A 14,141-nucleotide genomic window follows, 5' to 3' on the forward strand; every position below is an offset into this window, starting at 1 on the left:
GCGGTAGCCTGCCCGGGCGGCGTCGCGAAGAACTCGGACGCGAGCCGCGCGAGCGTCGCGGGGTCGGGCAAGCCGGCCGGCAGCGGCGCATGCGGCAGCGCGTGCGCATCGCCGCCGGCCAGGCCGGGATTAACGGTAGGTGTCGGGATAGTCATGGAACTTGGCGATTTCGACGTCATCGAGGACAGCCAGCGCATCCGGCGAATGGACCGCGAGCGAGCAATACAGCGAGATCAGGTACGACGCGATCGCCTGGTTGTTGATCCCCATGAAGCGCACCGACAGGCCCGGGCCCTGCTCGCCCGCGACGCCCGGCTGATACAGGCCGACCACACCCTGGCGCTTGTCGCCGACGCGCAGCAGCAGGATCTTGGTCTTGCCGTCCGCGACCGGCACCTTGTCCGACGGAATCAGCGGAATGCCGCGCCACGTGAGGAACTGCGAACCGAACAGGCTGACCGTCGGCGGCGGCACGCCGCGCCGCGTGCATTCGCGGCCGAATGCGGCGATCGCCAGCGGGTGCGTGAGGAAGAACGCGGGCTCCTTCCACACCTTGGTCAGGAGCTCGTCGAGATCGTCCGGCGTCGGCGCGCCCGTCAGCGGGAAGATCCGCTGCTCGTCGGTCACGTTGGCCAGCAGGCCGTAGTCGGGGTTGTTGATCAGCTGGCTTTCCTGCAGCTCCTTGATCGTCTCGATCGTCAGGCGCAGCTGTTCCTTGATCTGGTCGTGAGGACTGCTGTAAAGATCGGAGATCCGCGTATGCACGTCGAGCACCGTGCTCACCGCGTTCAGGAAATACTCGCGCGGCTGTTCCTCGTACGGCACGAAGGTCTGCGGCAGCACGCTTTCGTCCTCGAGTTGCGTGCACGCGGCGCGCACGGCTTCCGGGTTCTTCACCTGGTTCAGCCGGTAGATGCCGGCCTCGACCGGCACCCATTGCAGCAGGTGGGTCAGCCAGCGCGGCGTGATCGTGGAAAGCTGGGGGACGGTCTTGGTAGCGTTCGCTAGTTGGCGGGCGGCGTGATCGCTCAGCGCGGCCGTGCCGCTTGCAACGGTCGACATGTGTGGCTCCGGGTTCTTTAGATGAAAAACGGGATTGCTTATGACGCTCGGTGATTATCGGAAGCACGCACCTGCCGGCTCAACATGCTATAGCCGTCAGGTCGCGTGCAACCGAAAGGGAAATGAAACGAGGCAGCCTCAGGTGACGTACGCACCCGGCAGCAGCGTCGAGATCGACACGTCGAACGCGCGCGCGATCTTGTCGGCGGTGACGATCGACGCGATCGCCTCGCCGCGCTCGATCTCGCCGACATACGAGCGGTTCAGCCCCGCATGCTCGGCCAGTTGCTCCTGCGACCACGTGCGCGCCTCGCGCAGCTTGCGCACGTTGGCGCCGAAGTGATGGATGAGGTCGCTCATCGCGCCTCCTAGGCGACGCGCGCCGCCGCGCGCGGCGCGGCGTTCGCTTCACTGCGCAGCACGGCCTGCGTGACGTTTTCGCCGGGCGACACGTCCTGCGTGAGCCATACGTTGCCGCCGATCACCGCGCCGCGCCCGATCGTCACGCGGCCGAGGATCGTTGCGCCCGCATAGATCACCACGTCGTCCTCGACGATCGGATGGCGGGCGAGCCCCTTCTCCAGATGGCCCGCCGCGTCGCGCGGAAAGCGCTTCGCGCCGAGCGTGACGGCCTGGTACACGCGCACGCGCTCGCCGATGATCGCCGTCTCGCCGATCACGACACCCGTGCCGTGGTCGATGAAGAAGCCCGCGCCGATGCGCGCGCCCGGATGAATGTCGATGCCCGTTTCCGCGTGCGCCTGCTCGGCGATGATCCGCGCGAGCAGCGGCAGGCCGAGCCCGTACAGCTCGTGCGCGAGCCGGTGATGGATCATCGCGAGGATGCCCGGGTAGCACAGCAGCACCTCGTCGACGCTGCCGGCCGCCGGATCGCCATGGAACGCGGCCAGCACGTCGCTGTCGAGCAGCCGGCGAATCTCGGGCAAGCGCGCGGCGAAGGCCTGCACGGCCGTCGACGCCACGTCATCGACGTTATCGGTCGGCCCGTCGGCATTGCGCTGTCGCGCCGCGTAGCGCAATTCCAGCTTCACCTGCGCGAGCAGCGCATTCAGCGCGGCGTCGAGCGCGTGGGCCACGTGGAAGTTCTCGCTCTCCTGGCGCAGGTCGGGTGGTCCGAGCCGCATCGGGAACAGCACGCCTTTCAGCGCGCCGATGATCTGCGCGAGCGCCTCCCGCGCCGGCAGATCGCGCCCGCCCGGTTCCAGCGAGCGCCGCTGCTTCTCGCGCCATGCGCGGCGCACGGTCTGCAGCGATTGAACGATGTCGTCGATGTCGAATGCGGCCATGCTGCGTTCTCCCCGTAACGGCCGTGAATCAGTCCTGCGCCCACGGCAGCCCGCGGAAACGCCAGCCATTGCTGCCGCCACGATGCTGCCGCTCGTCGAGGTCGCCCTCGAACCCTTCGAGCACGTTGAATACCTGCGTAAAGCCGCCCTTCGTCGCCGCCTCGGCCGCCTGCGCCGAGCGGTTGCCGCTGCGGCACAGCAACAGCACGACGGCCTCCTTGCCGGTCTTCGCTTCCAGTTCGCGCACGAAGCGCGGGTTGCGTGTCAGGCTCGTGCCCGTCGCCCACGGCACATGCAGCGATTCCGGCACGTGGCCGACGAATTTCCGTTCCTCGGCAGTGCGTACGTCCACCAGCAATGCATCGCCGGCGGAGAACAGCGCCCATGCCGCTTCCGGCGCGACGCCGCCCGCATAGGGCGTGCCGGCCGCCGTAGCCGCCGCGCGCGCGTCTTCGAGCGCCTGCTGCGCAGCGGTTCGTTCTTCCAATGCAACCGTCATGACACTTCCTTGTTTTCGTTGATTCGTATGATCAAAGACACCGGGAATGCGGCCGTTGCAGCTTGCGTGCTGTCTATAGCCGTCAGCGCCACTATGCGATTGCGGCCGGGCAAGCTGAACCAATAAAAATTCATTTCCTAATCAGCGGCACGGGGAATGCAATGGCAGATGCGCATGATCAGCGCCGGGGCAGCGCATGGAGGCGTGTCGGGGAGAGCGAAGCGATTAGGGCGGGTTCATCTCAGACGCAACGATTGGAGATATTCCATGCGTCACGTTGCCAACCAGGAAACATTCAAACGAGCTGTGCAAAATTGCGCGGACTGCCAACGCGCAATATCGATAACCACTGCACGACACCCTAGAATGCGTATTCCGATAAAAAACCAAAGGGCCAAAATGAGTACGTCACCATCCGCGATTCCATGGACCGTCTACCTGGAACGCTTCAAGAAGCTTCTCGACTACGGCAAGGACGCCGTCGAACTGATCGCCAAATTTTCTCTCCTGCTGCTCGTTCTCCCCGGACTCACGCTGTGGATTTACCTCGATAGGATCGGCTGGCACACGTTATTTCTCGATTCGATCTCGTCCACGTCAGGACTACTCGCATTGCTCATCGGAACGCTTCTTCTGGTTTCCGCGCTGCTGTTTGTTCTGTGTACGCCATCGATCTTCCTGCTGTTTCTTTTGGTCATAAACAAGGATGTACGCATACTCTCCAGGAGTACGTCGATCGTCATACTGGCGTCCGTTCTCGCCTGGATGACACTGGTCATCATCGCGTCGACCTTGACCGACAATTTGTCGATCGGGTTTCTTCTACTGGGTACCTTCACGTTCTGCGTCGTGGCAACGCTTCTCGGGTGGCGCATCGAGAAAGCATCGATGGCGAATGGAAAGTTGCGGACGTTGGGTAAAGCCGCCGGGTTGTCCTTGTTCATTACCATCGCCGCAGTTTCGAGCAGCGCTGGATTCTTGACCATTGAATCGTTCGCCGGCGATATGAGCACAAACGCGAAGGCCTATTCGGCACTCACCATACTGCTTCCCCTAACGCTCGTGGGCTTCCTTCCAGGTCTGATGGCGATCGGTATGGCAGCGCGCAGCAAGCCGGCGACCACGGCCATCAAGTACGTTGCTGTCGGCATCGCATTCGTGCTTTATGTGCTCGTCACTTGGTCCCTGACGTCGCTCTCGACCGGCATCGGCACCCGTGCACTGGAAAAGACTGGCGTCTACAACACGACGCTTCAGAGTTTCGAATTGCTCAACAAGGATGCGCGCGCCAGCCTCGAACGGGTAGGAATTCCGGTCACACCGTCCGGTCTGCCGATCATCCGCGCGTACGTCCGCTACGCGTTCGGTGACATCCGCCTGTTGTGCGCGGATGAATTCATACCAGGGGTCACCGACGCTCTCGAGGAACGATTCTCAAGCGATCCGGACGATCTCAAGAAATCCAGAAACAAGGCGCTCGACGCCGGGCGAAACTGCGTAATGCTCAAGAAGGACGACATCCGGCCAATCCGGCTGAAGCAATCGCCCTGAATCTCTGCCGAATGCGCTGCCGAATACGCGGCGATACCCCGCGAATTGGCAGCGCGGTCGCATCATGACAGCGGATCAACTGGCTCAATCGGCACGCCGCGCGCTTCGATATCGCGCCCCGCGAACAGGCACAGATCCTCGCGATGATGCGCGGCAACCACCTGCACGCCGACCGGCACGCCATTCACGAGCGCCGTGGTCACGACCAACCCCGGCAGCCCCATCGCCGGCAGCGCGCGCAACGTGAGCTGCGCTTCCCACACGCGATCGAACCCGTCCTGCCCTTGCCGATCGAGATCGTCCGGGAACGGCAACTCCGACGACACCGGCAGCAACACGACCGCATATTCGTCGAGAAACAGCCGCCACTGCCGCGTCAGCGTCGTGCGCCGGACGAGCGCGCGGCTGATCACGTCGGCCGGCAGGTCGCGCACCTTGCCGCGCACCGCCTCGACCACGGCAGCCGCGCCAGGATCGCCGTCATTCACGACCGCGCCCGTCAACGCGTCGAAGCCGTCGCCGAGCCAGAGTTGCTCCTGCAACAGTGCCGCCTCGCGCATCGGCGGTGTGTCGTCGATCTCGTCGACGGTCCAGCCGGCATCGATCAATCGCCGCGCGGCATCGCGCAATGCGGCCTCGACCTCGGGTACCACCTGCAAGCCACCCGGCCGCACGCACAGCGCCGCGCGCTTCGGCACCTCGCGCCCGTCGAACGGCACCGCCACGTGCCACGGATCGCGCGGGTCCGGTGCGGCGAACGCACGCAACGCGAGCGAGAGATCGTCGATCGTGCGTGCAATCGGCCCCGCCGTCGACATCAGCTGCGCGCCGATCGCCCGCTCGGGCGACGATGCATTGAACGCCGGCACGCGACCGAGCGACGGACGAATGCCATGCACGCCACATGCGTAGGCCGGGTAACGCACCGAGCCGCCGATGTCGGTGCCGACGGCAAGCGGGCCGATCCCGGCGGCCACGGCTGCCGCCGCGCCACCGCTCGATCCGCCCGGCGTCAGTGACGGATTGCGCGGATTGCGCGTGTGGCCATGCACGAGATTCGACGTGAACCAGCGCAACGCGAACGTCGGCGAATTGGTGCGGCCGAGCAGGATTCCACCGGCCTTTCGGATGTTGCCGACCACCGGGCTGTCGGCGTGCGCGATCAGGTTCTCCTGCAGGCGCGTGCCGTTGGTCGTCGCGAATTCCGCCTGGTCGACGTTGATCTTCACGGTGACGGGCACGCCCGCGAGCGGCCCCGGATCGTCGCCGCGCGCGATCGCGCGATCGACTTCGTCGGCTTGCCGCCGGACATCGTCGGGCCGGTGTTCGATCACCGCGTTGATCGCCGGATTCACCGCCTCGAGACGGTCGAGCACCGCATCGGCCACTTCTCGCGCGGACACGTCACGATGCCGCACGCGCTTCGCGAGTTCGGTTGCGGGCAGTTGCCAGAGTTCCGTCATGACTTCTCCTGGTGGAAGGACATCACACTCACGCGTGGCGCCGCGCTTCCTCACGAAAGTGCGGCGCCGCGTTCACTCACTGCGTATCCTGCTTCGCGCGTTCGGCGGCCGCGATGATCGCGTCGGCCACGGCCTTCGGCTGGCTCAGCATCGACACATGGCTGCCGTTCACGCGCGTGACCGTCGCACCGATCCGCTTCGCCATCGCTTCCTGCAGCGTCGGATCGATCATCTTGTCCTGCGTCGCGACGACGAACGTCGACGGCTTCGCATGCCACGCGGCCTGCGTCACCTTCTCCGAGATACAACCGCCATACCACGGCCCCTGCGTCGCCGCAACGATGCGCTGCTGCGCGGGCGGCAGGTCGGGGGCGAAATCCTGTGCGATCGCCTGGTCCGACAGCGTCGCGAAACCGCCCGCGTCCTTGCGCAGCTCACCGGCCCACGCAGGCGCCGGCAGCCCCTGCGTGACGTCGGCGATCGACTGGCCATTGTCGGGCGCGAACGCGGCGACGTACACGAGCGACTTCACCTTGTCGTCGTTGCCCGCCTCGCTGATCACGACGCCGGCCCACGAATGGCCGACCAGTACGACCGGCCCCTTCTGCGCGTCGACCGTGCGCTTCGTCGCGGCGGCATCGTCGGCGAGCGAGCTCAGCGGATTCTGCACCGACACCACGTGCAGCCCGCGCGCCTCGAGCAGCGGAATCACGCGGTTCCAGCTCGACCCGTCGGCAAACGCGCCGTGCACGAGCACGACGTTCGTGCCCTTCAGATCTTCCTTCGGCGCGGCCTGTGCGGCCACCGCACCGAACAGTCCGCCGATCACCGCGGCGGATACCAGAACGCGTTTCATCGAACCGGCCATCGTCATGCTCCTTGCTCTGTTGTGTTTGTCACATGTGGTGCTGCAGGGGTGGCCGCGCCCGCCTGAGGCAAGCGCGGCAGCCCATCACGAATGCGCGTACAGGTCGTCGGCGGCATTCCGTGCGGAGCGCGACTGGGACGCGTCGTGATGGCCGGCCGGCGTCGACGCATCGGCCACATTGTCGCCTTGCGACTTCGACGGGCCGTTCTGGTCGGAACGCGCGACCTGCTGCGCGGCGACGGCGTTCTCCGCGGCCGCGATATCGTTCGGGTAGTTCGCTTCGCTGCCGGCCGGGCGGTAGCCGGCCTTCTCCAGGCGGACGAGGTCGGCGCGCACGTCGGCGCGCGTGAGGCCGTGGCCGGTATCGGCGAACGACAGGGCGGGGATAGCAGCGAGGACGGCAACGGCGAGGATTCGAGCGGCTTTCATGAGGGTTCTCCTTGAGAGAGGTAGGTCAGTCGATCATTCGGCATCCGATCCCGATCGTCTGGCATCGAACGTTTCCTGCATGTCGACAGTAGAACCCGCGCACGTATCTGCGATGTTTCCGAAACCGGGGCTTTCTGCATGCCAGTTTTTCAGGAACGGCCGCAGATACAGTGCGATACAAACCGGGCTGCCGCATCGTTCGCTGTCCCCAAGCCCGCCCACCATGAAAAAAAGGCGTGCCACGCATGGCACGCCTTTCCGTCGAACCCATCACACCACGCACGTCACGGCGCAAGCCGCGTGAACACGTAGTCGTGGTTCTTCACACGCGCCTGGTGGCACGCAAAGCACGTCTGATGCTGGCCGATATCGGCCGGTACGCCATTGATGAAGCGTCCGAAACCCCAGCCGCCCGTCGACGCATAGCGGCGCGAGTCCTTCACCATCACCTGCACGGTCGTCGCCTGGCCCGGCACCGTGGCCGGCGCGAACTCGTCTGACTGCTTGCGCTTGTACGCGAGCTTCACGAGGATCGTGCCGTCCGGGAACGGCAGCGTCGCCTGTTCGAGCGCACGGATCGCGACGGGGTTGCCGAGCACCACACGGAGTTCATCGAGCGGCGCGGCTTCCTCGGCCGGCGCGACCATTTCCCACTTCCGGTAGCCGGGCGGGATCGTCACGCCATAGATCGGCGAGGCGGCGGCGGCCGGTTTCGGCTGCTCCGCGAATGCGGCCGGACCGCTGGCCGACCACGCGCCGGCCAGCAGCACGCCCGCGACGACCGTGCGTCGCATGCCGCGGCGCACCACGCCCACGCGCGCCCGCATCACAGGTGCTCCACTTGCAGGATCGCATCGGCGAACGCCTGCGGTGCTTCCTGCGGCAGGTTGTGGCCGATGCCGCCGGTGATCGTGCGGTGCTGGTACTTGCCGGTGAACTTCTTCGCGTACGCGGCCGGCGCCGGATGCGGCGCGCCGTTCGCGTCGCCTTCCATCGTGATCGTCGGCACGGTGATCGCCGGCCCGGCCGCGAGGCGGCGCTCGATGTCGTCGTACTGCGCTTCGCCCTTCGCGAGCCCGAGGCGCCAGCGATAGTTGTGAATCACGACGGCAACGTGATCGGGATTCCGAAACGACGCGGCCGTGCGCGCATAGGTTTCGTCGGAGAACTGCCATTTCGGCGACACGAGTTGCCAGATCAGCTTGTTGAACGCATCGCGGTTCTGCGTGTAGCCGAGTTCGCCGCGCTCGGTCGAGAAATAGAACTGATACCACCACTGGAACTCGGCCTGCGGCGGCAGCGGCGTGGCGTTCGCCGCCTGGCTGCCGATCAGGTAGCCGCTCACCGACACCAGCGCCTTCACGCGCTGCGGCCACAGTGCCGCAATGATGTCGGCGGTACGCGCGCCCCAGTCATAGCCGCCGAACACCGCGCGGTCGATCTTGAGTGCATCCATCAGCGCGACGATGTCGACGGCCGTCACGGCCTGCTGGCCGTTGCGCACCGTGTCGGCCGAACGGAACGTCGTCGACCCGTAGCCGCGCAGGTACGGCACGATCACGCGATAGCCGGCCGCGACGAGCAGCGGCGCGACTTCCGCGTAGCTGTAGATGTCGTACGGCCAGCCGTGCAGCAGAAACACGACGGGGCCGTGCTTCGGCCCGAGGTCCGCATACCCGACGTTGAGCACACCCGCGTCGATCTGGTGAATCGTGCCCAGCGACGCGACGCCGGCCGTGCGCTTGGCGGGCGCCGCATCGGGCGCCGACTGCGCATGCGCAAGGGCGCTGAAGCCGAGGTCGGCGAGGCTCAGACTTGCCAGCGTCGTACCGAGGATCAGGCGGCGGCGGGTGTTCACGGTTTCAGGCATGACTCGTTCTCCATTGTCGATCGCGAAGGTTGGGGGCCCACGGCTCGTGCGGGCACTCGGGAATCGGCGTTCGCGGCGGCGGCGCTGGCACTGCGCCGCCGTGTGAATCGCTTCACCGGATTTATATCCGATCCATCCAGAGGCTTTGTATCCCAACGTATCTGTGCGTGAACACGACACACGGCGATTCAAAAATCGTGCTGGAGAGGCATGTTTGCAGCGGAATCGGCCCGCATTCCCCCTTCAACCACGCTGACATGAGAATCCGTTCACACCTTCCGATCCGGCAGGATATGCGCACGTATCGACCGTCCCCGCCACGACAGGTGATCGATCCGCGCGCGCAGCGTGTAGAGCGCCACCGACGACAGCGTACTGAACCTGAGCAGCGCGATCGGGTTACCGATCCCGGCCGGCACCCGCTCGATCGAATCGAACAGCGGGAATCCATACCGGGTCAGGAACGCGCCGACCTCGTCGTCGCGTGCGTGCTCTTCGACATTGACCAGCAACAGTTCGGCCATGACGGCTCCTTGCTTGATTCGACCGCCGTCACCGGATCAGCCGGCGCGTATGGTGCGCGATCATCAGTTCTTCGTTGGTCGGGATCACCCACGCCGACACGCGGCTCGACGCCGTCGTGAGCAGCGGCCCGCCGGCCTGGTTCGCGTCGACGTCGATCTCGACGCCGAGCCAGGCCGCACGGCGCATCACCCCTTCGCGAATCGCCGCCGCGTGCTCGCCGATCCCCGCCGTGAAGACGATCGCGTCGATGCCTTCCATCGCGGCGGCGAGCGATCCGAGTTCGCGCGCGATGCGGGTGATGTAGAGCTCGATCGCGAAGCGCGCATGCGGATCGTCGCTCGCGAGCAGCGTGCGCATGTCGCTCGAGATACCGGACACGCCGAGCAACCCGGAGCGCCGATAAATCAGATCCTCGACGGCGCGCACGTCCATCCCGAGTTCGTCCATCAGGAAGAGCACGACGCCCGGGTCCAGGTTGCCGCAGCGCGTGCCCATCGGCAGCCCGTCGACGGCGGTGAATCCCATCGTGCTCGCGACGCTCTTCCCTGCAACGAGCGCGCACATGCTCGCGCCGTTGCCGAGGTGGGCGACGACCGTTCGCCCGCGCGCCGCCTGTGGCGCGACGTCGGGCAGCACGCTCGCGATGTACTCGTACGAGAGCCCGTGGAAGCCGTAGCGGCGCACGCCCCGGCTGGTGATCGACTCGGGCAGCGCGAACGCCTGGGTGACCGCGGGCTGCGTGCGGTGGAATGCCGTGTCGAAGCAGGCCACCTGCTCGATGCCGGGCTGCACCGTTTCGAGGATGCGAATCGGCGTCAGGTTGTGCGGTTGATGCAACGGCGCGAGCGGCGTGAGCTTGTCCAGCTCGGCCACGATCTCGGGCGTGACGCGCACCGGGCCGCTGAAGCGCTGTCCGCCATGCACGACACGATGGCCCACCGCCGCGAGACGGTGCCCTTCCTGGTGAGCCTCCAGGAACGCGGCGATCTGCTCGAGCCCTTCGTGATGGCCGAACGTCTCGCCGCCGGCCCATTGCTGTTCGTGATGTTCCCCGTGATGGTCGACGGCGCTGAAGTGCGCGGCGGCCGTGTAAAGACCCTCGACCTGGCCGTGCACGATCAGCCCGAGCGTGTCGCCCTGCACGTCGAACGCGGAAAACTTGATGCTCGACGAGCCGGCGTTCAACACCAGAATCACGTCTGCCATGGCATCACCCCGCGTGCGTGGCCGCTTCACGCTGCCCATTCGCGACGAGCATCGCGACCGCGCATGAAGCCAGCCGGGTGATCAACGAATCGGCGCGACTCGTCAGGATGATCGGCACGCGCGCGCCGAGCACGATCCCCGCGGCATCCGCGCCGGCCAGGAACGACAGGCTCTTGGCGAGCATGTTGCCTGCTTCGAGGTTGGGCACCATCAGCACGTTCGCGTGCCCGGCCACCGGTGAATCGATCTGCTTGATGCGCGCGGCCTCGGGATCGATCGCGTTGTCGAGCGCAAGCGGGCCGTCGACGAGCGCGCCGGTGATCTGCCGCCGGTCCACCATCTTGCACAGCGCGGCGGCTTCGAGCGTCGACGGCACTTTCGGGTTGACCGTCTCCATCGCCGACAGGATCGCCACGCGCACCTGCGGAAAGTCCAGCGCATGCGCAAGGTCGATCGCGTTCTGCAGGATGTCGACCTTTTCTTCGAGCGTCGGTGCGATATTGATCGCCGCGTCGGTCACGATCAGCGGATCGGCATGCGCGGGCACGTCCATCACGAAGCAATGGCTGATACGCCGGCCGGTGCGCAATCCGGCATCGTGACGCACCACTTCGGCCATGAGCTCGTCGGTATGCAGGCTGCCCTTCATCAGCGCAGCCGCCCGCCCGTCGCGAACGAGCCGCACCGCCGCCGCTGCCGACGCCTCGCTGTACGGCGCATCGACGATCTCGTGATCGCTGATCGACAGCCCGCACGCCGCGACGGTCGCTTCGATACGGGCCCGCGGGCCGACCAGGATCGGCTCGATCAGCCCCTTGCGCGCCGCCTCCAGCGCCCCCTCGAGCGAACTTCGATCGCATGGGTGCGCGACGGCCGTCGGCATCGGCGCCAGCGTCCGGCAGTGTTCGATGAGGCGGAGATATTTCTCGTGTCTGTTTTCCATCGCGGTTCCTGGCTGTCCGTCACTGCACACGATCGAGGGCCGCTACCGGCTCCTTGGCCGGCCGCTTCGCGGGCGACGCGCCCAGCACCGCGCGGATGCGTTGCAGGGCCGCCCACTGCTGCTCGCTCACCGACGCGCTCTGCACGCGCGGATCGCCCAGCAACTTGTCCAGCAACGTCAGCAGCCGCCGGCGATCCTCCGGCCGGACCAGCAGCGCCGGCAGCGTGGCAACGGCCTGCTGCGGCGCGTAGGTCGCGATGATTTCCTGCTCGCCATAGATGCGCCGCCACTGGTCGGGCGGCAGGTCCGGCAGATACTCGGCGTAGGTTTCGGCGAGTTCGCGCTCGGTCGCCAGCTGCGCCAGCGGAAACGGCTCGCCGCTGCGTTCGAGCAGAAAGGCTGCACGCGCCACCGCTTCGGTGTAGCCGCCCCGATCGATCGACGCGAGCGCGTCCTTCACGAACGGCAGGTCGCGAGGGTCCGTCGCCACCGACGACGCGGCATGATGGTCGCGATACTGTTCCGCGAAATGAAGCATGAAGGGCTGCGTGTACAGCGTGAAGAACAGCGACTCGGTGCCGGCATCGCGCATCGCGCGGAAAAAATCGAGCGATGCGCTGACGACGTCCGAACCGCGACGCTCGAGCTTGCGCCACGGTTCGATATCGTCGGCCGGCTGGCGATGCGCGTTGACCGTGTCGGCAGCCGGCTTCAGCCAGCCAAGCCACGGGTTCAGATCCGAAAACGCCCAGCGCTGAAAGCGCAGCGGATGAAAATCGCGCAGCAGGCGCGCCGTGGTTTCGTTCGAGGCCTGCTGCACGAACGGCTGCATGAACAGTTCATAGGCGCGCTGCGTGAATTCGGACAGCTCGGCGACCGCCTCGAACGCATGCTCGTCCTTGCGCCCGAAGCGGTTGAAGTGTTGCGCGATCTCTTCGAGACGGTGCTCGGCGAACGTGACCTCGTAAGCGACCTTCCCGTCGGCGCCTTTCACTTCCTCGATCGACATCACATAGAGGCCGGGCGGCAGCGTCTCGACGGCATCCAGCACGCTGACGATCTGGGCGTGCTCCTTCTTCGCGACCTTGCCCGACACGAAGATGCCCAGATGCCCGACATCCTCTTCCATCAAGCCGATGATCACCTGCCCACGCGACTTGATCTCCTCCGTGCTGCCGTAAATGTCCGCGACCCAGTTGAACGCCTGCTGCGGCGGCGTGATGTTGTCGCCCATCGACGCGAACAGGATGATCGGCGAACGGATCTCGCGCAGGTCGAACGCCTTGCCCGCCCCGTCCCGCACCTCGCCGGACCAGAGCTTGTTGCCGATGAACAGGTTGCGCGTGATCCATTCGATCTCCTCGCGGTTCATCAGGTAGTAGCCGCCCCACCAGCGCTCGAACTCGAGGAAGCGCGGCGGCTCGGTGTCGATGTGGTCGTACACGTGGTAATACTTGTCCCACCACGTGTTCGCCGGGTTCAGGTTCTCGAAGTTCTGCACGAGATACGCGCCGTCGAACTTGCCGTTGCCGAGATCCGACGCGAACGACGCGAGCCAGGTGCCGCCGAGCAGGCCGCCGGCATAGCGCATCGGATTGTCGCCGGGCCCGTCGCTCCACGCGCCGCTCCAGTACGACATCGGCGCGCCGTTGATGACGATCGGGCCCGTATCGCCCGCCGACGAGCTCGCGAGCATCATCGCGGCCCAGCCGCCCTGGCAGTTGCCGACGATGGCCGGCTTGAGGCTGTTCGGATGCCGCTCGCGCACCTTCCGGACGAACGCCTGTTCCGCCGCGCACACGTCGAGCAGCGTCTGGCCGGGCTCGGGCTCCTGGAAAAACACGACGAAATACACCGGATGTCCCGCGCGCAACGCCACGCCGACCTGCGAATCGTCCTTGAAGCCGCCGATACCGGGGCCATGCCCCGCGCGCGGATCGATGATCAGGTAGGGCCGCTTGGCGGCGTCGACGATCACCCCTTCCGGCGGCCGGATGTGAACGAGTGCGTAATTGACGGGGCGCTCGAACTGCCGGCCGTCGAGCACCACGTCGTAGTCGAAATGCAGCACCGGCTTGAGCCCCTGGGCCGTGCGCTCGACGTATTGCGTGCCGCGCTCGCGCAGCGTGTCCCAGAACAGCAGCGCGCGCTGGACGGCGTCGACCGCGTAATGCCATGCGCTCAACGGCGAGAGCGGTGCGGCGAACGGGGCGGCGCCCGGGTCGTGGCCGGGGCTGTCGCTGCCGTCGAATGCTTCGCTCAACCGCTTCCCGTACTGTTCCAGCGCGTGCTGCGTGCGCTTTTGCAGGACATGGACAATCTCCGCGGCGATCTCGTGACTGCGCGCCAGTTGCGTGGCAGCATCCATAACACTGTTCTCCAGAGGGGCAAGGTGAATCCCGACGCATTCCGGGAGCG

Annotated in this window: 15 protein-coding genes; 1 reads left to right on the top strand and 14 read right to left on the bottom strand. The window is 66.1% G+C overall.

Features of this window, described 5'->3' with window-relative positions; genetic code table 11:
• Positions 1-129 precede the first annotated feature (129 nt).
• The 4 genes from G3N96_RS14895 to G3N96_RS14910 form a co-directional block, all read right to left on the bottom strand.
• Entirely contained in the window at positions 130-1,062 is a 933-nt protein-coding gene (locus G3N96_RS14895; RefSeq protein WP_006479760.1) for a family 2A encapsulin nanocompartment shell protein, read from the bottom strand.
• A 138-nt stretch (positions 1,063-1,200) separates the two neighbouring features.
• Positions 1,201-1,422, bottom strand: a complete 222-nt coding sequence (locus G3N96_RS14900; protein ID WP_011356215.1) for a helix-turn-helix transcriptional regulator — start codon at positions 1,420-1,422, stop codon at positions 1,201-1,203.
• 8 nt (positions 1,423-1,430) lie between these two features.
• The gene (gene epsC / locus G3N96_RS14905) at positions 1,431-2,369 is read right to left on the bottom strand and encodes a serine O-acetyltransferase EpsC (protein ID WP_206137650.1); all 939 of its coding nucleotides are present in this window, start codon (positions 2,367-2,369) and stop codon (positions 1,431-1,433) included.
• A 28-nt stretch (positions 2,370-2,397) separates the two neighbouring features.
• Positions 2,398-2,868: a rhodanese-like domain-containing protein gene (locus tag G3N96_RS14910; protein ID WP_124581702.1), complete on the bottom strand. Its 471-nt coding sequence runs from the start codon at positions 2,866-2,868 to the stop codon at positions 2,398-2,400.
• Between the two features lie 366 nt (positions 2,869-3,234).
• Here G3N96_RS14910 and G3N96_RS14915 point away from each other — a divergent pair, with 366 nt between their 5' ends.
• The gene (locus G3N96_RS14915; RefSeq protein ID WP_206137651.1) at positions 3,235-4,419 is read left to right on the top strand and encodes a hypothetical protein; all 1,185 of its coding nucleotides are present in this window, start codon (positions 3,235-3,237) and stop codon (positions 4,417-4,419) included.
• A gap of 62 nt (positions 4,420-4,481) precedes the next feature.
• Here G3N96_RS14915 and G3N96_RS14920 read toward each other — a convergent pair whose 3' ends face one another.
• The 10 genes from G3N96_RS14920 to G3N96_RS14965 all read right to left on the bottom strand — a co-directional run bounded on the left by G3N96_RS14920 (position 4,482) and on the right by G3N96_RS14965 (position 14,091).
• A complete protein-coding gene (locus tag G3N96_RS14920) occupies positions 4,482-5,882 on the bottom strand; it encodes an amidase family protein (protein ID WP_206137652.1) in 1,401 nt (466 codons plus the stop codon).
• A gap of 76 nt (positions 5,883-5,958) precedes the next feature.
• Positions 5,959-6,750, bottom strand: a complete 792-nt coding sequence (locus tag G3N96_RS14925) for an alpha/beta hydrolase (protein WP_206137653.1) — start codon at positions 6,748-6,750, stop codon at positions 5,959-5,961.
• 84 nt (positions 6,751-6,834) lie between these two features.
• The gene (locus G3N96_RS14930) at positions 6,835-7,179 is read right to left on the bottom strand and encodes a DUF4148 domain-containing protein (protein ID WP_206137654.1); all 345 of its coding nucleotides are present in this window, start codon (positions 7,177-7,179) and stop codon (positions 6,835-6,837) included.
• 33 nt (positions 7,180-7,212) lie between these two features.
• Positions 7,213-7,422 carry a hypothetical protein gene (locus tag G3N96_RS14935; RefSeq protein ID WP_206137655.1) on the bottom strand — a complete coding sequence of 70 codons (210 nt, stop codon included), beginning with the start codon at positions 7,420-7,422 and terminating at the stop codon, positions 7,213-7,215.
• A gap of 41 nt (positions 7,423-7,463) precedes the next feature.
• The gene (locus G3N96_RS14940) at positions 7,464-8,006 is read right to left on the bottom strand and encodes a cytochrome P460 family protein (protein ID WP_206137656.1); all 543 of its coding nucleotides are present in this window, start codon (positions 8,004-8,006) and stop codon (positions 7,464-7,466) included.
• A complete protein-coding gene (locus G3N96_RS14945; protein WP_206137657.1) occupies positions 8,006-9,049 on the bottom strand; it encodes an alpha/beta hydrolase in 1,044 nt (347 codons plus the stop codon). Before G3N96_RS14945 ends, G3N96_RS14940 begins: the two co-directional genes overlap by 1 nt.
• A 269-nt stretch (positions 9,050-9,318) precedes the next feature.
• Positions 9,319-9,573, bottom strand: coding sequence for a hypothetical protein (locus tag G3N96_RS14950; RefSeq protein ID WP_089428318.1), 255 nt, complete (start codon positions 9,571-9,573; stop codon positions 9,319-9,321).
• 28 nt (positions 9,574-9,601) lie between these two features.
• Positions 9,602-10,780, bottom strand: coding sequence for an acetate/propionate family kinase (locus tag G3N96_RS14955; protein ID WP_206137658.1), 1,179 nt, complete (start codon positions 10,778-10,780; stop codon positions 9,602-9,604).
• A gap of 4 nt (positions 10,781-10,784) precedes the next feature.
• On the bottom strand, positions 10,785-11,723 hold the full coding sequence (locus tag G3N96_RS14960; protein WP_206137659.1) for a phosphate acetyltransferase: 939 nt from the start codon (positions 11,721-11,723) through the stop codon (positions 10,785-10,787).
• Positions 11,724-11,742: 19 nt separating this feature from the next.
• Complete coding sequence (locus G3N96_RS14965) at positions 11,743-14,091, bottom strand: DUF3141 domain-containing protein (RefSeq protein ID WP_206137660.1); 2,349 nt, start codon at positions 14,089-14,091, stop codon at positions 11,743-11,745.
• Positions 14,092-14,141: the final 50 nt, after the last annotated feature.

Origin of the sequence: Burkholderia sp. Se-20373 (genome assembly GCF_017104705.1) — a bacterium.
GTDB lineage: Bacteria > Pseudomonadota > Gammaproteobacteria > Burkholderiales > Burkholderiaceae > Burkholderia.